12 protein-coding genes are annotated in these 17,388 nt (G+C 46.3%); 11 read left to right on the top strand and 1 reads right to left on the bottom strand.

Annotated elements, in window-relative coordinates:
• Window positions 1-133 precede the first annotated feature (133 nt).
• From ACTHMC_RS08270 to ACTHMC_RS08220, 11 genes are all read left to right on the top strand, one after another.
• Complete coding sequence (locus tag ACTHMC_RS08270) at window positions 134-1,054, top strand: NAD-dependent epimerase/dehydratase family protein (RefSeq protein ID WP_440412484.1); 921 nt, start codon at window positions 134-136, stop codon at window positions 1,052-1,054.
• Window positions 1,055-1,204: 150 nt separating this feature from the next.
• Entirely contained in the window at window positions 1,205-1,795 is a 591-nt protein-coding gene (locus tag ACTHMC_RS08265; RefSeq protein ID WP_440412482.1) for an RNA polymerase sigma factor, read from the top strand.
• A 58-nt stretch (window positions 1,796-1,853) separates the two neighbouring features.
• Window positions 1,854-3,029, top strand: a complete 1,176-nt coding sequence (locus tag ACTHMC_RS08260; protein ID WP_440412481.1) for a FecR family protein — start codon at window positions 1,854-1,856, stop codon at window positions 3,027-3,029.
• Window positions 3,030-3,386: 357 nt separating this feature from the next.
• Entirely contained in the window at window positions 3,387-6,758 is a 3,372-nt protein-coding gene (locus ACTHMC_RS08255; protein WP_440412479.1) for a SusC/RagA family TonB-linked outer membrane protein, read from the top strand.
• Between the two features lie 23 nt (window positions 6,759-6,781).
• Window positions 6,782-8,296 carry a RagB/SusD family nutrient uptake outer membrane protein gene (locus tag ACTHMC_RS08250; RefSeq protein WP_440412477.1) on the top strand — a complete coding sequence of 505 codons (1,515 nt, stop codon included), beginning with the start codon at window positions 6,782-6,784 and terminating at the stop codon, window positions 8,294-8,296.
• Window positions 8,297-8,320: 24 nt separating this feature from the next.
• Window positions 8,321-9,001, top strand: coding sequence for a DUF4843 domain-containing protein (locus ACTHMC_RS08245; RefSeq protein ID WP_440412475.1), 681 nt, complete (start codon window positions 8,321-8,323; stop codon window positions 8,999-9,001).
• 14 nt (window positions 9,002-9,015) lie between these two features.
• Window positions 9,016-10,602 (top strand): PKD-like family lipoprotein, encoded by a 1,587-nt coding sequence (locus ACTHMC_RS08240; protein WP_440412473.1) that lies wholly within the window; start codon window positions 9,016-9,018, stop codon window positions 10,600-10,602.
• 136 nt (window positions 10,603-10,738) lie between these two features.
• The gene (locus ACTHMC_RS08235; protein ID WP_440412472.1) at window positions 10,739-11,665 is read left to right on the top strand and encodes an ABC transporter ATP-binding protein; all 927 of its coding nucleotides are present in this window, start codon (window positions 10,739-10,741) and stop codon (window positions 11,663-11,665) included.
• 27 nt (window positions 11,666-11,692) lie between these two features.
• Window positions 11,693-14,116, top strand: coding sequence for a Gldg family protein (locus ACTHMC_RS08230; RefSeq protein WP_440412470.1), 2,424 nt, complete (start codon window positions 11,693-11,695; stop codon window positions 14,114-14,116).
• A gap of 2 nt (window positions 14,117-14,118) precedes the next feature.
• Window positions 14,119-15,498 (top strand): MutS-related protein, encoded by a 1,380-nt coding sequence (locus tag ACTHMC_RS08225; protein WP_440412469.1) that lies wholly within the window; start codon window positions 14,119-14,121, stop codon window positions 15,496-15,498.
• Between the two features lie 7 nt (window positions 15,499-15,505).
• A complete protein-coding gene (locus ACTHMC_RS08220; protein WP_440412468.1) occupies window positions 15,506-16,822 on the top strand; it encodes a MutS-related protein in 1,317 nt (438 codons plus the stop codon).
• A gap of 94 nt (window positions 16,823-16,916) precedes the next feature.
• Here ACTHMC_RS08220 and ACTHMC_RS08215 read toward each other — a convergent pair.
• The coding region (locus ACTHMC_RS08215) for a FecR family protein (RefSeq protein WP_440412467.1) at window positions 16,917-17,388 on the bottom strand (472 nt) is incomplete at its 5' end.

Genomic DNA, 17,388 nt, shown 5'->3' with positions numbered 1-17,388 from the left:
GCCCAATACCCGGGCATTGCGCCGGAAAGCCTGAGCCGCATCAGGAAAAGGACCGTAACAACCCGGAAATCATAACCAGGATCATCTTTTTTAGCGCCCCGATTGGATAATTTTGTATCAAAATCAACAGACGATGAAACAAGTGATCCTGGGTGCCGGAGGTGATATCGGCAAACTACTGGCCAAAGAACTGAAACAATACACTGCGGAGATCCGGCTGGTGTCTCGCCACCCCGAAAAGGTAAATACAGAGGATGAATTGGTTTCAGCCAACCTGTTGTCTGCTGAGCAGGTAGACAGGGCCGTTGCAGGCACTGCCGTCGCTTACCTGGTAGTGGGATTGAAATATGACCTGCGGATATGGAAGCGCGATTGGCCCGTTATTATAGACAATGTAATCAATGCCTGTCTGAAACACAAAGTAAAACTGGTGTTCTTCGATAATATATACATGTACGATAAACAGGCGGTCAGACATATGACTGAAGCCAGCCCTTTAAATCCTCCATCTCGGAAAGGAAAAGTGCGGCTGGAAGTTGTTCAGAAGATCATGCATGCGATCACTCAGAAAGGATTGCAAGCCTTGATTGCGAGGAGCGCCGATTTTTATGGCCCGGGTGCGAAAAATGGAATACTGAACATAATGGTATTGGATCCTTTGATAAAAGGGAAAAAGATGAACTGGCAATCTGATGTAAGTAAGATACATAGTTTCACCTACACGCCCGATGCAGCCAGGGCTGTTGCGCTATTGGGAAATACAGACAATGCCTTTAACCAGGTATGGCATTTGCCCACATCAGCACAACGATGGACTGGCAGGGAGTTTATTGAAAAGGCAGCATCGATGAAGAATAGCAAAGCATCTTATTTTGTACTTAACTCCTTTCTTCTTTCCCTGGCCGGATTGTTTAACAGGACTATTCATGAGTTGGTAGAAATGCAATACCAGAATAACCAGGATTATTTTTTCGACAGTGAAAAGTTTTGCAAGGCTTTCGGGTACACACCGGTGAGCTATGAAGAAGGGATGAAGGAAGTAGCGTCCCTGTAATTATCTTAAAGGTCGTTTGATGGTCTGACAGGACAGTATCTGTGATAACCAATCATCCACCTGTCTCTTCACCAACTTAATGCTTCCTCCATGCAAATTGCAGATTGTAATTTTTTTATTATAGTTTGCATTCTCCGGAAACTGCATTGATTGTCAATCGAACAGACATATATTGATAAGGCTCTGCTGCAACAGATTGCAGATGGGGATGAGCAGGCATTTGCCCGATTGTACCGCCATTATGTTCCCCGCCTGGAGCCATTTATCAGAAGTATCACCAAAAATGAATCCCTGGTAACGGAAGTGATCCAGGAAACTTTTACCCGCCTCTGGATCAGCCGGGAAAAGCTGGTTGATGTTGAATTCCCGCAAACGTATATCTATCGCACCGCCTCCTATGTAACTTTTCATTATCTCCGCAGGCAAACAAAAGGACAGCAGATCATAGCACAACTGGAACAAACCGCTCCAAATTCGCAAAACAATATCCAGGATCATCTTACACTCTTAGACCTGGAAAAAACCATCCGGGAAGCTATCACCCGCCTCACGCCTGCCCAGCAGAAAATCTTCCGGTTGAGCAGGGTTGACGGATTGAAAATACCTGAGATAGCAGAATTGTTGGGCGTATCACCCAATACAGTGAAGAATACACTGGTAACCAGTCTTAAATCGATACGGGAATTCGCAGAAAAAGCAGGTTATACCATCAGTATACTTTTATGCTGGAGCTTTTTTTAAAAATATTTTTAAGTCTTATAGTCCTGATGCCTCGCTCAATACACAATTAGTTATCTGTATGACAAAAAATGAGATCATAGCGATCCTCCAAAAGTACCAACAAGGCTCCATACTCACGGCTGATGAGCAGCAGAAGTTCAATGAACTGGTCACTGACCAGGAATTGACCCCGGATGCATTATATGAGTTGCTGCTGGCGGACGGAAAGGTGCAGAACTATGATGCAGGCAGATGGGAGCCTGTACTCGCCAGGGTATTCAACGTGGATAAAGCAGCGGAGATCCCCGGATTTGCTGAATCCGCTCCTGTTGTTCACCGGATGCCTTTGTTGCGTAAATGGAGCTGGGCTGCGGCAAGCATCATCTTATTGCTGGGAGTTACTGCATATTTTTTTCTGAAACCAGCCGAAGTGAGCCAGTATAAAGGTCTCGCTGCAACAGATAGTGTGGAGATTCAGCCCGGTAAAAGCGGAGCTATTCTCACACTCGCCGATGGTTCCAGGGTTTCGCTGGACTCCATTCAGAATGGCGTGATCGCTTTGCAGGGCGGAGCCAGTGCAAAGGTGGTGAATGGCGCACTGTTGTATGAAGGCAAAGGACAGGAAATGCTGTACAATACCATGTCCACACCAAAGGGAAGACAGTTCCAGGTTACCTTACCGGATGGAACTGATGTGTGGCTGAATGCGGCCAGCTCTATCCGCTATCCCACTGCATTTACAGGAGCAGAAAGAAAAGTGGAGATCACCGGTGAAGTGTATTTTGAAGTGAAGAAAAATATCAGGCCCTTCATTGTTTCTGCGGATGACAGGGCTGAAGTAACGGTGCTGGGAACCAGCTTCAATGTAAATAGCTACAGCAATGAAGCAGGTGTAAAAGCCACCTTGCTCGAAGGAGCAGTGCAGGTCAGTAAAGGAGGGCAGACCGTGATCATCAAACCCGGAGAACAGGCAGACGTACAAAAGAACATCAGTGTGATCAAAGGAGTGGCCCTGGAAAAAGTGATGGCCTGGAAAGCTGGACTGTTCAATTTTGAAAATGTATCGTTGGGCGAAGCCATGAGACAGCTTGAACGCTGGTACGATATAGAAGTGGTTTATGAAAATGGAATACCAGATATAGAGTTGGATGGAGAGATGTCGAAAGACATCACGCTGAATGGATTGATGAATGTTTTGAAAGAATTAGGCGTCCGTTACCGGCTCGAGGGCAGAAGGCTTACGGTACTTCGCTGAGAGAAATAGAACTTATCCCACCTTGTCATGTCAGTTCGGTTGCAGATCGGGCAAACGCTCGCTGTCACAGGTTTTCATTGCCTGAAAGCATCGCCATGTGGAAAATGAAAGCGCATCATTGATTGCCCGGATCATTCAGGTTAAAATGATCCGTTACTATAAAAAATAATTGGCCATAAAAAACCGGAAGTGTTGGAACCACCCCCGGCAATTGTCTGGCCGATTCAAATGACGTCTAACCATTTTTTCAACCAAAACTTACCCAAAGGTATGCAAAAATCTCCTTTTGGGTTCTGCCAGGCTATGCACCTGTACCGGCATTCCTGGATAAGAACAATTACCAAAACTCTGCTGGTTATGAAATTGACCATCTTATTGCTGACAGTAGCGCTGTGTACGGTCCGTGCCGAAGTAGGCCGGGCGCAACAGGTTACTTTGTCCGGCAAAGAAATTCCACTCAAGCAAGTGTTTGCCGTGGTCAAAAAGCAAACAGGTTATGTTACGCTGCATAACAAAGAACTGCTGGCTAAGGCAAAAGATGTATCACTGGCTGTGAAGAACATGCCATTGCAGGATCTGCTGAACATTGTATTCAAAGAGCAGCCGCTCAAATATGTGATCGAAGGAAAGACCATCGTTGTGTCGGCAAAACCTCAGCTTCCCGAAACCGCTCCCGTACTGCTGGAGATCGTTTCGCAGACCAAAGACACTTTAATTGTGAGCGGAAAGGTAGTGGATGAAAATAATGAACCTGTTGCAGGAGCTAATGTAACTATAGTAAGAACCAAACAAGGTACTGCTACAGATAAGAATGGTGAGTTTGCCGTAAAAGTCCGTTTGGATGATCAGATCGAGATCACTTTCATAGGCTTTGAAAAGTATATGTACCGGGCAAAGTCAGACACACGGATATTGATCAACCTTAAAAAAACAGAAACATCCATTAAGGAAGTGATCGTAACCGGACTGGTAGACCGTAAACAGACCAGCTTTACCGGCGCAGCCGTTACCTACACACAGAAAGAACTTTTACAGGCAGGTAACAAGAATGTACTGCAAAGTCTTAAAAATATGGATCCTTCATTCAGGGTGATGGAAAATCTTTCCCTTGGCTCAGACCCTAACCGGCTTCCTGAAATACAAATGCGTGGCCAGAGCTCACTGCCCAATCTGCAGGGTGATTACAGTGGTAATCCCAATCAGCCGCTGTTCATTCTCGATGGATTTGAGACCACCTTGCAACGCGTCTTTGATCTGAACATGAACCGTATTGCCAGTGTAACGCTGCTGAAAGACGCTGCAGCCAAAGCCATTTATGGATCGCGTGCCGCCAACGGTGTGGTTGTAATAGAAACAATCAGGCCTGCCAAAGGCAAGCTGCGTGTGTCCTATACCGGTGAAGCTGCTGTGGAAGCACCTGACCTTTCCGGATATAACCTGATGGAGGCAGCAGATAAACTGGCATTTGAAAAAGAGCGTGGCGTATACAGGAGGTTCGTGTACAGCCCCGAGGATATCCAGGAAAGGGACATGATCTACCAGGCCAATTATAATAATGTACTGCGGGGTGTGAATACTTACTGGTTGAGCCAGCCGTTGCAAACCGGCCTCACCACCAGGCATGCGTTGAACCTGGAAGGCGGAGACAACAGCATGCGGTACCAGGCTGGTATCACATACAATAAAATAGCAGGTGTAATGAAAGGCTCCGGTAGGAACACCATGGCGCTCTTTACAACACTTTCCTATACTTTCAAGAACCTGATATTCCGCAACCAGCTTGAATACAACAGGAATGTTTCCACCAATTCACCCTACGGGTCTTTTGCAGATTACACCAAACTAAACCAGTATTACAGTCCTTATGATGAAAAAGGTAACCTGGTGAAGGTAATGGGACTCTATCCTTTTTATAGCGCAGGGCCTGACCGGAATGTGTATAACCCGCTGTACAATGCAACGCTCAATGTGAAATCGGAATCCGGTTATTCCCAGCTGATCAATAACTTCTATATTGACTGGAGGATCAGTTCAACCGTGCGTGCAACTGGCAGCGTTTCCTATTCCCGTAGTGAAAATAGTGCAGATAATTTCCTTCCTCCCAGTCATACCAACTTCATCAATTACGATAACAATGGAATGTCTGATCGCAAAGGGTCCTATACAAAAGATGATGGCTACAACCAGAGCATCATTTCAAATATCGGGATCAACTATAATAAAATGATCGGTGGTCACCAGATCCTTGCCAATGCCACCTGGAACCTCAATACCCGGAGGGATGTACTGACCACAGTTATTGCAGAAGGATTTGGAAATGATGAAGTGGACAATATTTCATTTGCTACAAAATATGCGCAGAATTCAAAGCCTGAAGGTTCAGACAGCCGTGTGCGTGAGATCGGTTTTGTAGGGATCCTGGGCTATTCTTTTGAGGACCGTTTCCTGTTTGATGCCAGCATCCGTTCAAGTGGCTCCTCCATGTTCGGATCGGAGAACCGCTGGGGCGCTTTCTGGTCGGTAGGTGCGGGCTGGAACCTGCATAAAGAGCGGTTCATGAGCAATAACAGCTGGATCAACCAGATGAGGCTCCGCACTTCCTATGGATATACCGGAGCGCAGAATTTCAACCCCTTCCAGGGAAGGTCGCGCTACAATTTCGGGACCATCGTTTACAATAACGGACTGGGTGCGGAACTGATCGGGCTGCCCAATTCTTCGCTCAAATGGCAGAAGAAGATGGACTTCAATGCCGGCTTCGACCTGGCAGTGAAACGCTTTCTTACATTGCGGCTCGATTATTCAAGAGGCGTTACAACTGATCTGCTCGTGGATATGACCATACCGCCATCAATGGGTTTTTCCACCTATAAGGAAAATGTGGGCGAGATCCGGAATACAGGTTATGAATTCTCACTGGCGCTCACTCCATGGCGTAATGATCAGAAAAAGGCATGGGTGACTGTAAACTTTACCGGTGCACATTTCGAGAACAAGCTCAGTAAAGTGTATGATATTTTCACCACCTGGAATCAAAAACAGGATGCAGATAAGAACCTGCAGCCGGGCAGCAATGGATTCGACAGGAACGCCTACCGCAATCCGGCGGTATACCTGATAGAAGGACAGTCCATGGATGCTATCTGGGGAGTTCGATCGCTGGGCATAGATCCGCTCACCGGTGAGGAAATGTTCAGAGACAGATCCGGTAACAGTACCTATCAATGGAGTACTGCCGACCAGACGATCATCGGGGACAAAAATCCTGCACTTAACGGAACGTTGGGACTGAATGCAGGTTATAAAGGATTCTCGCTTTCCGTTGCCTGTACTTACCGGTATGGCGGTCAGCTCTACAACTCCACGCTCATAGAAAGGATTGAGAACGTATCGGGCATGGATAATCTGGATAAGCGAATCCTGGAATCATGGCGTAAGACTGGTGATATTGCCCAGTACAGGGTGCTTACACTTACCGGAGGGACCACTGATATCAATACAAGGCCAACATCCCGTTTTGTGCAGAAAGACAATGAGCTGTATGTGTCATCCCTCAATATTGCCTATGATTTTACCGGGCAGCAATGGTTGAAAAAAACGGGAATGGAAAATCTCAGACTGGCTTTCTATATGAATGAGCTGGTGCGCCTTTCAAGCGTTCAGATTGAACGGGGCAGGGAATATCCTTTTGCGCGCAACTTTTCAATCCAGGTACAGGCTGCTTTTTAGTCAAATTCAAATTGTACAGCACAATGAAATCTTCTAAATACATACTCATAGCGTTCCTGGCCCTTACCTCCATATCATGCAAGAAGTGGCTGGATGTAAAACCGACTTCCGAACTCGACCGGTCCGATTTGTTCTCTACGGAGCGTGGCTACAGGGAGGCGCTGACCGGTGTTTACGCCAATCTCACCAAACCCGAATTGTACGGACGTGAAACTACCTGGGGAATGGTGGAATGTATCGCAGGAACATACGGATCGAATATGTCCGGTAATTATAGTTCCATTGCAAAGTATGCATACAAAAAGAACAATCCGAATTATTGGGAGGGGTTGACATCATATTTTAATCCTATCTGGACCAATATTTATAAACAGATCGCTAACCTGAATTCCCTGCTGGAAACCATCGATGGTAACAAAGCAATCTTCAACGGCGACAATTACAATATCTTCAAAGGAGAAGCGATCGGGCTGCGGGCATTTCTCCATTTTGAATTGCTCAGCCTGTACGGCCCTTCCTATGCTTCCGGTGGTGCCCAGACAAGGGCAATCCCTTACCAGGACAAGCTCACTAAACTGGTTCCGCCTCTCTTAACAGTAGACAGTACCATGGCGCTCATCATCCGCGACCTTGAAACTGCCAAAGGCTTGCTGGTAAACGATCCTGTTCACCTGGGCACTACGCCTCCTGAAGTGCTTTCTCCAATTCCAGGCTCCTCTTACAACTATTATGGAATAGAATCCTGGCATAACCGCCGCTTCAATTTTAATTACTATGCGGCCATCGGTACCCTGGCGCGGGCTTACCTATGGAAAGGCGATAAAATGAATGCGCTGGCAAACGCCAAAGAGATCATGACGGATCAGGCAAGAAGATTTCCCTGGGTAAAAAGCACCAGGGTTGTGCCACCATCTACCGGTACTGACGAGCAGGACAGAACCTATGCAACTGAAACCATCTTTGCCATGAACATCAAACTGATCAATGAGTACCAGGAAGGATTCATTTACCAGGGCACACAAAACCTCTATTCATTCGCCCTGAGCCCTCATGCATACAGCGCAAGCGGAACTGTTTTCGAGGGAAGCACTGATATACGCAGGAATAACCTGTCTACATCCTACGCAGGTGGTATTACAGTAAGCAACAAATTCCACCAGGTGCTTGGCGCCCGGCCCGTCTACAGTTTTTTCCAGGAGCGTGTACCATTGATACGCACGGCAGAGATCTACTATATCGCTGCAGAGTGCGAGACTGATCCTTCCATGGCCAGGTTGTATGTAGACTCGGTGCGGTCAAAACGCGGCCTTGCCAATATGCCGCTCAGCCCATCCATTACACGTGCGGAGCTTGATGTGGAGATCCGGAAGGAATACCAGAAAGAATTCATCGGAGAAGGAAGGCTGTGGTTTTACCAGAAAAGGCTCGACCTGGACCTGGCATCTGCCCTCAACCAATCCATTTTCAATACCTATTCCGGCTTCCGGAAGGATGCTTACGTACTGGACCGGCCAGATGAAGAAGATGGGAACAGGTAATTACTAAATCTAAGAAATGATATCATGAAATATATCAAGTATATACTGATCATCACATTGATCCCTTGTTTTGCCGCCTGCAGCAAGGAATCGCTCGAAGTGTGGAATACTTCAAATAAATTATGGTTTGCCAACATGGATACATTGGTATTCGCCTCTTTCAAAAAAATGCCGCCAGAGGTGAGTGAGCTTAATGTAGAAGTGGCTGTGCAAATGGCAGGACAAACAGCTGATCATGACCGTACATTCACTGTGGAAGTACTGAAGGATAAGAGAAACCCCGCAACATCATATTCGATCAGAAATGCTGTTGTTCCGGCAGATTCCTTGAGGGGGCATTTCAAAGTGACAATCAATAAAACCCCCAATCTTGCTGTTGATGCAGATACCGTCACCTTTGTGCTTCGGACTTCAGGTGAATTTGAAACAGGACTCTCCGCCAACCTGAACTGCACATTCATCATTTCCAATAAATACATACAGCCATCCTGGTGGTATGATTATACCTGTGGCACCTACTCTGAAGCCAAACATGAAGTGGTGTTTGCCGTGTTCGGAAATGATGACGATATCCGGGGAAGAGGGGCTGATCCATATTATAACACATATAACTGGATGCATGTAGATGCCTTGTACAATCTCTGGAAACTGAACAAATATTGTGAAGAGCATGGCCTGCCGTTCAGATTCGCGGAAGGAAAGTAACTCCAAACTCAAACATGTTAAAGAGAAAAATCATTATGAGGACCATATACTATCTTTTTACAGTGCTGCTTTTGGCCGGATGCTTCAAAGACAAAGGCAACTATAAATATTCAGAACTGGATGCAATGGAAATAACACTCCCTTTTCCCAGTTATGAAGTGGGAGCAGGCAAGCAATTGATCATCGAACCGAATGTTGAAACAGCTATACCGGAATCAGATATCGAGTGGCAATGGGATATAGAGTTTCAGTCACCTACAGATTATAAGCGTTTCGACAAATTCGCGGAAGGGAAGAAGCTGGATCATGTGTTTTCACTAAGCCCGCTGATCCCGTCAACCGGCACATACAGCATCCGGCTGCATGCCAGGCAGAAATCAAGCGACCGGGAATTTTATTCACCCATCGTAATGCTCAGAATTACTTCACAGTATACCGGACTGATGGTGCTTCATGGAGACGATACACAAAGTGATATAGGATTGTTGCAGGCAGCTGATTTCCGGGTCACTGAAGGTGTGATGGAAACTTCCGTAATACCTGATCTCTATTCAGCAGCCAATAATAATCAGAAGATACCGGGAAAAGGCGGCACCGTTGTACAAACAGTTACATCCTACATGTACGATATCAACGGGGCCAGGGTAGTAGCGCTTACAGATGAAGGTGCTGCCTGGATCAATTATGCCGATTTTTCAAACATAGGTGACTGGAACAGTATGTTCATGCCAGGTGTGAACCAGGGACAACCTCAATTCATTATACCCCAGGGGCAGGCAGTGTATGCGGTGGACGGCGGTCAGTTGTTTGGCCGTGTCAATAGCATGTATGAAGTGTTTCCTAAACCTCTGCCTGCTGCGGAAGGTTACAATGTGGCATCTCCTTTTTATGAGGTGGGAGTAAATGCCCGTGTGCAGGGCTTCTGCTTTGAAAAGGATACACGTGGTTTTGTTGAATGCACCAATATCGGCAATTTCTACTATTATGCTGATAAGGTCATGAGCGGCGTCAGCCAGATAGTTACTTCCAGGGACTTCAACCTGGCAGCTATGAATGCAGACCTGATATATGTTGACAGAGGAGGCAGGGAAGGTCATTATATGGCCGTAATGAAGCAGGATGACGGTAGTAAATACCTGGCTGAGATAGACTGGACGGCCGCTATCGACGCCGATATGTCATATGCCAGGTATGATTTGCAGGTGCTCCCCAATTTCAATGATGCAAAGTTCCATGCCTTCGGCGATAACCAGGTAGCGATGTGTTATTATGCTACCGGTTCAAAAGTGTACAGGTATACTGCCAATAACGGAGAATCACTTGTGGGTAGATCAAATGAGCTGAGATTGCAGAATGGCGGTTCTATTGTATTTGACGGCGAGATCACTATGATGAAAATATTGAAACCGAATAAAAACCTGGATGGGCCGTTGGCTGTGGACTACTACAATTATAATAAGATCATGCTGGTGGGAGTATACAAAAACAACCAGGGCACTATCTACAGCCTCAAACTGGATGAGCCTACCGGTGATGTGATCTCGTATACAACATACAATGGATTCAATAAGATCTATGATGCGGATATCAAGGGGCTCTGAATAATATAGCTGCTTTTCAATGATGGTTCTCATGTTCAAAGTGAAGCCGGGCTTAACCCCTGGCCTGGCATCGCTTTGCCATAAAACATTCAGTTTTTCAATTTCTAAATATTTATCAAATCAATAAAAAAAAGCAATGCAGGACCCTATTGTCAAAATAGAAAAACTGTCGCACCGCTACACCAACACCTGGGCGATCCGCGACATCAACCTGGAAATCGGCCGCAGTGGTATAGTGGGATTGCTCGGCTCCAATGGCGCCGGAAAATCAACCACTATGAATATTCTTTGTGGTGCGCTCAATCAAACCGAAGGAAATGTATTCATCAATGGTATCAATATGCGCCAGCATCCTGAGCGTGCCAAACAGGAGATCGGCTTCCTGCCGCAGAATCCTCCCCTGTACATGGATCTGACCGTTGATGAATATCTATATTATTGCGCCGGCCTTCGCAGGATGCCAGATGCAAAAGTGGATGCGGCAGTGAAGGAAGCCAAAGAACGTTGTGGCATTGATCATTTCGGTCACAGACTGCTGCGCAACCTTTCCGGAGGTTACCGGCAGCGTGTAGGCATCGCACAGGCCATCGTTCACAAACCTAAGCTGGTAGTACTTGACGAACCCACCAATGGTCTCGATCCCAACCAGATCATAGAAGTGCGCGCGCTGATCAAAGAAATTGCCAGGGACCGCGCAGTTATCTTCTCCTCACATATCCTGTCTGAAATACAGTTGCTGTGCAAAGAAATCAAGATGATTGAAAGTGGTCGTATTGTATTCTCTGATACCATGGATGCCTTCAACAATTATGTGGAACCGCATAGCGTGCTCATTCATTTTGAGAACCCACCGTCTGCTGCCGAACTGATGCAGGTGCCTGGTGTCACCAAACTTGACTATCTCACCGAACGCCAGGTGCGTGTGTATTTCAGCGGAGACCAGGAGATCACTGAAAGACTGGTGACAGCCAGTGTTCAACATGGGTGGAGGCTGCGGGAGATCAGTCTCGATAAAACGGCCCTCGATGAGATCTTTAAACAACTATCCTCTCAAAAAAACTAAGTAGCACAGCCCTATAATTTATCAACCATGAAAGTGATTCTTAAAATAGCAAAAACAGAGTTGCGTACTTTGTTTTATTCGCCCATCGCCTGGTTCCTGATGATCGTATTCCTTATCCAATGTGGTTTCGTTTACCTCGGTCAATTGGATATGGTGGTCCGGAACATCGAAATGTCAGGAAGCAAGAAAGAGTTTTTTACCAGTATTACAAACTGGATCTTTCTTGGCCAGACTGGTCTTTTCAGCACCATCATGCAGAACCTTTATCTCTACATGCCATTACTCACCATGAGCCTGATCAGCAGGGAACTGAGCAGTGGTACGATCAAATTATTGTACTCTTCACCGTTAAAGGTATACGAGATCGTATTTGGAAAATATATCGCGATGATGGTGTACAGTCTGGTACTCGTGGCCATTCTCGGAATTTTTCTGATGGCAGGTAATTCGCATATCCAGCATCCGGAAACAGGTATGCTGATGTCCGCCATGGTTGGTTTTTACCTGTTGTTGCTGGCGTATTCAGCCATCGGGCTCTTTATGAGCTCTCTTACCAGTTACCAGGTGGTGGCTGCCATCAGTACCTTTGTAATGATCGGTATACTCAGTTATATCGGAAGATTATGGCAGAGTATAGATTTCGTGCGGGAGCTTACTTATTATCTGTCCATCAATGGCCGTACGCAAAATATGCTGGCAGGCCTGATCACCACCAAGGATGTGCTCTACTTCTTTATCATAGTATATATCTTCCTTGGCATTAGCATTTTCAAGATCAAGGCCGGCATGGAATCAAAGCCTGCTTCCATCAAAGCCATGCGTTACCTGGCGATAGTATCATCGGCTTTGTTCATCGGTTATATCTCTTCCATTCCTGGCTTTGTAGGATATTGGGATACTACCCTCGATAAATCGCGCACCCTTACTCCCCGTGTACAGAAAATTGTAAAAGATCTTGGTGATGAACCTCTGGAAGTAACGGCTTACGCCAATCTGCTTGATAATTTCTTTTTCCTGGGGGATGCCAATTCCTATAACGCCAATCAGTCGCGCTGGGAATCTTACCTGCGCTTCAAACCCGATATCAGTTTGAAGATGGTACGGTATTACGACAGTATACCCGGTCCATTGATGAAGCGGTATCCCGGTAAAAGTCTCAAAGATGTGGCAGATCAGTTTGCTAAAAGCTATGAAATGGAACTGAAAGAGCTGCTTACCCCGGATGAGATCCGTAAACAGGCAAATCTCCTGGGAGAGAATAACCGTTTTGTAATGAAGCTCAAATGGAAAGACAGGACCACCTTCCTGCGGGTATTTGATGATCAGATGATCTGGCCTTCAGAAACTGAAGTGGCGGCGGCATTGCTTCGTCTGCAGCGGGCCAGCCTCCCAAAGATTGCGTTCATCACAGGCAACCTTGAACGGGAAATAGATAAGACTGGTGACCGTGAATATAAGACCCTCACCAATACACCTACCTTCCGGTATTCACTGGTGAACCAGGGGTTTGATGTGGTAAGTGTTTCACTGGAAACACAGGATATTCCAAAAGATATTTCTTCTGTTGTTCTGGCCGATCCGAAGATAGCGCTGTCACCCGCCGCCCTTGCCAGGTTGAAAGAATACATTAACAAAGGGGGTAACCTGATGATCGCCGGAGAACCAGGTAAACAATCTGTACTCAACCCTTTGCTGCGTGAAATTGGTGTTCAGCTGAATGAAGGGGCCGTCATTCAGTCCAGCAAGAATGATGCGCCGAATTTTGTTTCGGCCTTAGTACAAAAGGAGGCTGAGAGCTATTACAAACTGCTTGAAATTATCATGGCGGACAGCCTCAAACTCACTATGCCTGGTGCTGTCAGCCTGAGCTTTACAGGGGATAGTCCGTTCACAGTGGTCCCACTGGTAAAGACAAATCCGAAAAAGACCTGGAATCGCACAAGACCTTACGACTTTGAAACATTCATCAATGCCAGGGTAACACTTGATGAAAAGGAAGAGGACCCCGAGAACAGTGGCGGTCTTGTTTTTTATGCGGTAGGTGGCTCACCGGAAGTGGAGGAAAAGAACACGCGCCGCGACAGCCTTGGTACAATGGTCTTTGAGCCAGCAGCGGGCGATGTGAAAGGACCTTTTACCATGGTGGCAGGCCTCACAAGAAAAGTGAATGGAAAAGAACAGCGCATTGTTGTGTCCGGCGATGCTGACTTCCTCAGCAACCAGGAAATGCGCCGCATGGAAACGGCGAATTTTGTATTCAGTACAACACTCTTCCGTTGGATGAGTGGCGGTGAATTCCCGATTGATGCAAGCAGGCCTGAGCCTAAGGACAAAAAAGTGAATACAAGTATCGATAAGTTGAAGTTCCTGCGTATCCTCTATCTCTGGATATTCCCGGCGATAATACTGGTGGCAGGCGCAGTATTGCTGATCAGACGTAAAAGGAAATAATCATGGCATTCAGTACAGATAAACAAACACTGGAAGATCTGAAGATCTTTGATAAGTATGGAGATGATTCCATTTTCCAGTTGTTCAACCGTTGCGCCACCCGTGGTGGTGCAATGGTTTTGGAAGATATGTTCAGCCATCCGCTTTCTGATGCAGCGGCCATCAATAAGCGAAGTGGTATTATCCACTATTTTTCAGAACAGCAGATAACGTTTCCATTGAAGAGCGGACATTTTGAAGCGATCGATCCCTATCTCAGTAATACCGATGAACGTACCAGGCTATCCGGCCAGGAACAATCGATCACCCGGAAGTTGGGAAATATGATCGCTGCCGATGCGGAATCAGCCGCTATTCACAAAGGCATTACTTCCACGGCTGCCATGCTGAAAGAACTGGCAGGCTTCATTGCTTCGCCACAGCTGGCAGGTGCAGAATTGTACCGTTCAGAAAAAGAAGCGATACAGATGCTGCTTGATCTGCCTGCCCTGAAACAGGTTTGGGAACAGGAAGGGAAATTGAAGCTTACGCAGGCATTGATGGCGGAATATGATGTGGTTTTCCGTTTTAAATTCCGGGATGAGATCCAGAAACTACTACGATATGTCTACTTGCTGGATGTATATATTGCTGTTGCCCGCGTGGCGCATCAACGCGGGTATTCGTTTCCGGTAGCATTGCCCGCTGGTAGCAGTGAAGTGGAACTGGAGGGAGTATACCATCCGGCCATTAAAAATGCTGTACCCAATAATATTCATATTGCCAGCGAGAATAATGTGATTTTTTTGACCGGGGCCAATATGGCCGGGAAATCTACATTCATGAAATCCCTGAGCATAGCGCTGTTCCTGGCGCATATGGGATTCCCGGTGGCTGCTAGGAGCATGCGCTTTCATGTGCTGGATGGTATCTATACAACCATCAATCTCCCTGATAACCTGGGAATGGGTGCAAGCCATTTCTATGCAGAAGTGCTTCGGCTCAAGAAAGTGGCACATGAATTAGCGCAGGGTAAAAAGATTTATGTGGTATTCGATGAGCTTTTCCGTGGTACCAATGTGAAAGATGCTTACGAAGCCACCATCGCCGTTACTGCAGCCTTCGCAGAAAAGAAGGATAGCATTTTTGTGATCTCCACGCATATCATTGAAGCGGGTGATATATTGAAAAAGCGATGCGATAATATCGCTTATCTCTATCTGCCTACAAGAATGAACGGTACACATCCTGTATACACGTACACCCTGGAGCAAGGAATTACCAATGACCGCCATGGCATGGTGATCATCAATAATGAAAAAATCCTGGAGATACTGGAAGATGGTCTGATGAAGCTGCCAGGAAGGAAGACGATTCATTCTTTAACCGCCCTTAAATCCTGAACTGCGCATGAGTTTTATAGCAGACAAACAAACTACAGATGACCTGAACCTGTTGGGAAAGTATAAGCCAAATTCCATTTATGGATTGTTCAGTAAAGTGAGAACGCCCGGAGGAGAAAGGCTGCTTGATGCCATGTTCCAGCAGCCTTTTACCAATCCGGAGTCTATCAACAGTAGAAGCAGCCTGTTCAGGTATTTCCAGGAAAAAGAGCTTTCGTTCCCGTTCCTGCCGGCTGCTTTCAGACTGGCGGAGGAATATCTGAGCGGTGGTGTTTCACCTAACCTGCTACAATCAGGCTTCTCGGTAATCCGGAAAAAGATGATGGCTGTATTCCTGCGAGATGAACGCTATGCCACCCTGATTGCTGGTCTGGAGGCTGCTATTGACATGCTCAAACAGCTGTCTGCGCTGATCGCATCGATAGATGGAAATAACAATCCCTGGAAACAGCAACTGGAAACTGTACGCAAGGTGCTTACTGATACCAGGTTGAGCCGTGTGATGCAGCAGGGTGGGAAATCGGTTACTGTCATGCAGTTGATCGGTTACGATTATTTGCTCAGGCACACGCTACGGCATGAAATGGATCTGTTGCTCAATGCCATTTATGAAATTGACGTATACATTGCCGTTAGTGCTGTGGCGCGTGAACGAAAGCTGGATTATGCCACGGCCCTGCCTGCGGCTGAATCCGTGTTGCAGGCTGAAGCGTTATGGCATCCGGGACTTGATAAGGCTGTTGCCAATCCTGTGCATTTATATTCGGAGAGCAATGTGCTTTTTCTGACCGGGGCCAATATGGCTGGCAAATCCACTTATATGAAATCCCTTGGCATAGCAGTGTATCTCGCTCATATGGGTTTTCCCGTGGCTGCCCGCGGCATGGAGTTTTCCGTCAGGGACGGATTGTACTCCAGTATCAATGTTTCTGATAATCTCAATATGGGGTATAGCCATTTTTATGCAGAAGTACTACGGGTTAAAAAGGCGGCAGAAGAAGTAAGCAGGGGCAGGAATATGGTGGTGATTTTTGATGAGCTGTTCAAAGGAACGAATGTGAAAGATGCTTATGATGCCACACTTTCTGTAACGGCTTCTTTTTCAAAATACCATAATTGTGTTTTTGTGATCTCCACGCATATCATAGAAGTGGGCGAGGCCCTGGCTTCTTATCCCAATCTGCAGTTTGCGTATATGCCTACGGTGATGGTGGGGAATGTTCCGAAATATCCATACCTGCTGAAGCAGGGGATCACCAGTGACCGGCATGGGATGATGATAGTGATGAATGAGGGGATACTGGACATGATCAAAGGAAAATGAATGTAGTAAAGAAAGGGCTTTTACATAAAAACGGGAGCCAGGCGGCTCCCGTTTTCTTTTCATTGCGGGATAAGAAAATCAGTAATAGTGAAGTCTATTTGGTGACAGTTAATTTTTTTCCCTCGATCCTGAAATGAATGCTGTTGGTTGTTTCAATCGACGCCAGCACTTCCGCTAATGACCTTTTCTTCGATATCTGCGCCCAGAAACCGATCTGGGGCAATTCACCCTCATAAACGATTTCAACATCGTACCATCTTGACAGCTGGCGCATCATGTCTTTCAGCGGCAGGTCGGTGAAATAGAACAGGTCATTGGTCCAGGCTAAGGCCGCATCCACATTGGCCTGACTAACCGATATGGATTCTTTTACAACTGCCTGCTGGCCTGGTCTGAGCAGTTTTTCTTCATGCGATTTTTCAAGTATTACTTTTACACTTCCTTCCACCAGCGTTGTTACAGCGGCCTGTTCATCACTGTAGGCGCTTACATTGAAATGCGTGCCTAAAACCCGGATCTCCTGTTCCTGAATATTATTGCGGGCAGGGATGTTTACAATAAAAGGT

Source organism: Pseudobacter sp., assembly GCF_051955275.1.
Classification (GTDB): Bacteria; Bacteroidota; Bacteroidia; order Chitinophagales; family Chitinophagaceae; genus Pseudobacter.
Note: the sequence above shows the minus strand (reverse complement) of the source record. Positions and strands in the feature narration are given on the sequence as shown.

What these genes read in the sequence shown, in the direction of transcription:
- ACTHMC_RS08225 (WP_440412469.1), top strand. Translation starts at nt 14,119, where the DNA reads ATGGCATTCAGTACAGATAAACAAACACTGGAAGATCTGAAGATCTTT.
- ACTHMC_RS08255 (WP_440412479.1), top strand. Translation starts at nt 3,387, where the DNA reads ATGAAATTGACCATCTTATTGCTGACAGTAGCGCTGTGTACGGTCCGT.
- ACTHMC_RS08240 (WP_440412473.1), top strand. Translation starts at nt 9,016, where the DNA reads ATGTTAAAGAGAAAAATCATTATGAGGACCATATACTATCTTTTTACA.
- ACTHMC_RS08260 (WP_440412481.1), top strand. Translation starts at nt 1,854, where the DNA reads ATGACAAAAAATGAGATCATAGCGATCCTCCAAAAGTACCAACAAGGC.
- ACTHMC_RS08250 (WP_440412477.1), top strand. Translation starts at nt 6,782, where the DNA reads ATGAAATCTTCTAAATACATACTCATAGCGTTCCTGGCCCTTACCTCC.
- ACTHMC_RS08245 (WP_440412475.1), top strand. Translation starts at nt 8,321, where the DNA reads ATGAAATATATCAAGTATATACTGATCATCACATTGATCCCTTGTTTT.
- ACTHMC_RS08270 (WP_440412484.1), top strand. Translation starts at nt 134, where the DNA reads ATGAAACAAGTGATCCTGGGTGCCGGAGGTGATATCGGCAAACTACTG.
- ACTHMC_RS08220 (WP_440412468.1), top strand. Translation starts at nt 15,506, where the DNA reads ATGAGTTTTATAGCAGACAAACAAACTACAGATGACCTGAACCTGTTG.
- ACTHMC_RS08235 (WP_440412472.1), top strand. Translation starts at nt 10,739, where the DNA reads ATGCAGGACCCTATTGTCAAAATAGAAAAACTGTCGCACCGCTACACC.
- ACTHMC_RS08230 (WP_440412470.1), top strand. Translation starts at nt 11,693, where the DNA reads ATGAAAGTGATTCTTAAAATAGCAAAAACAGAGTTGCGTACTTTGTTT.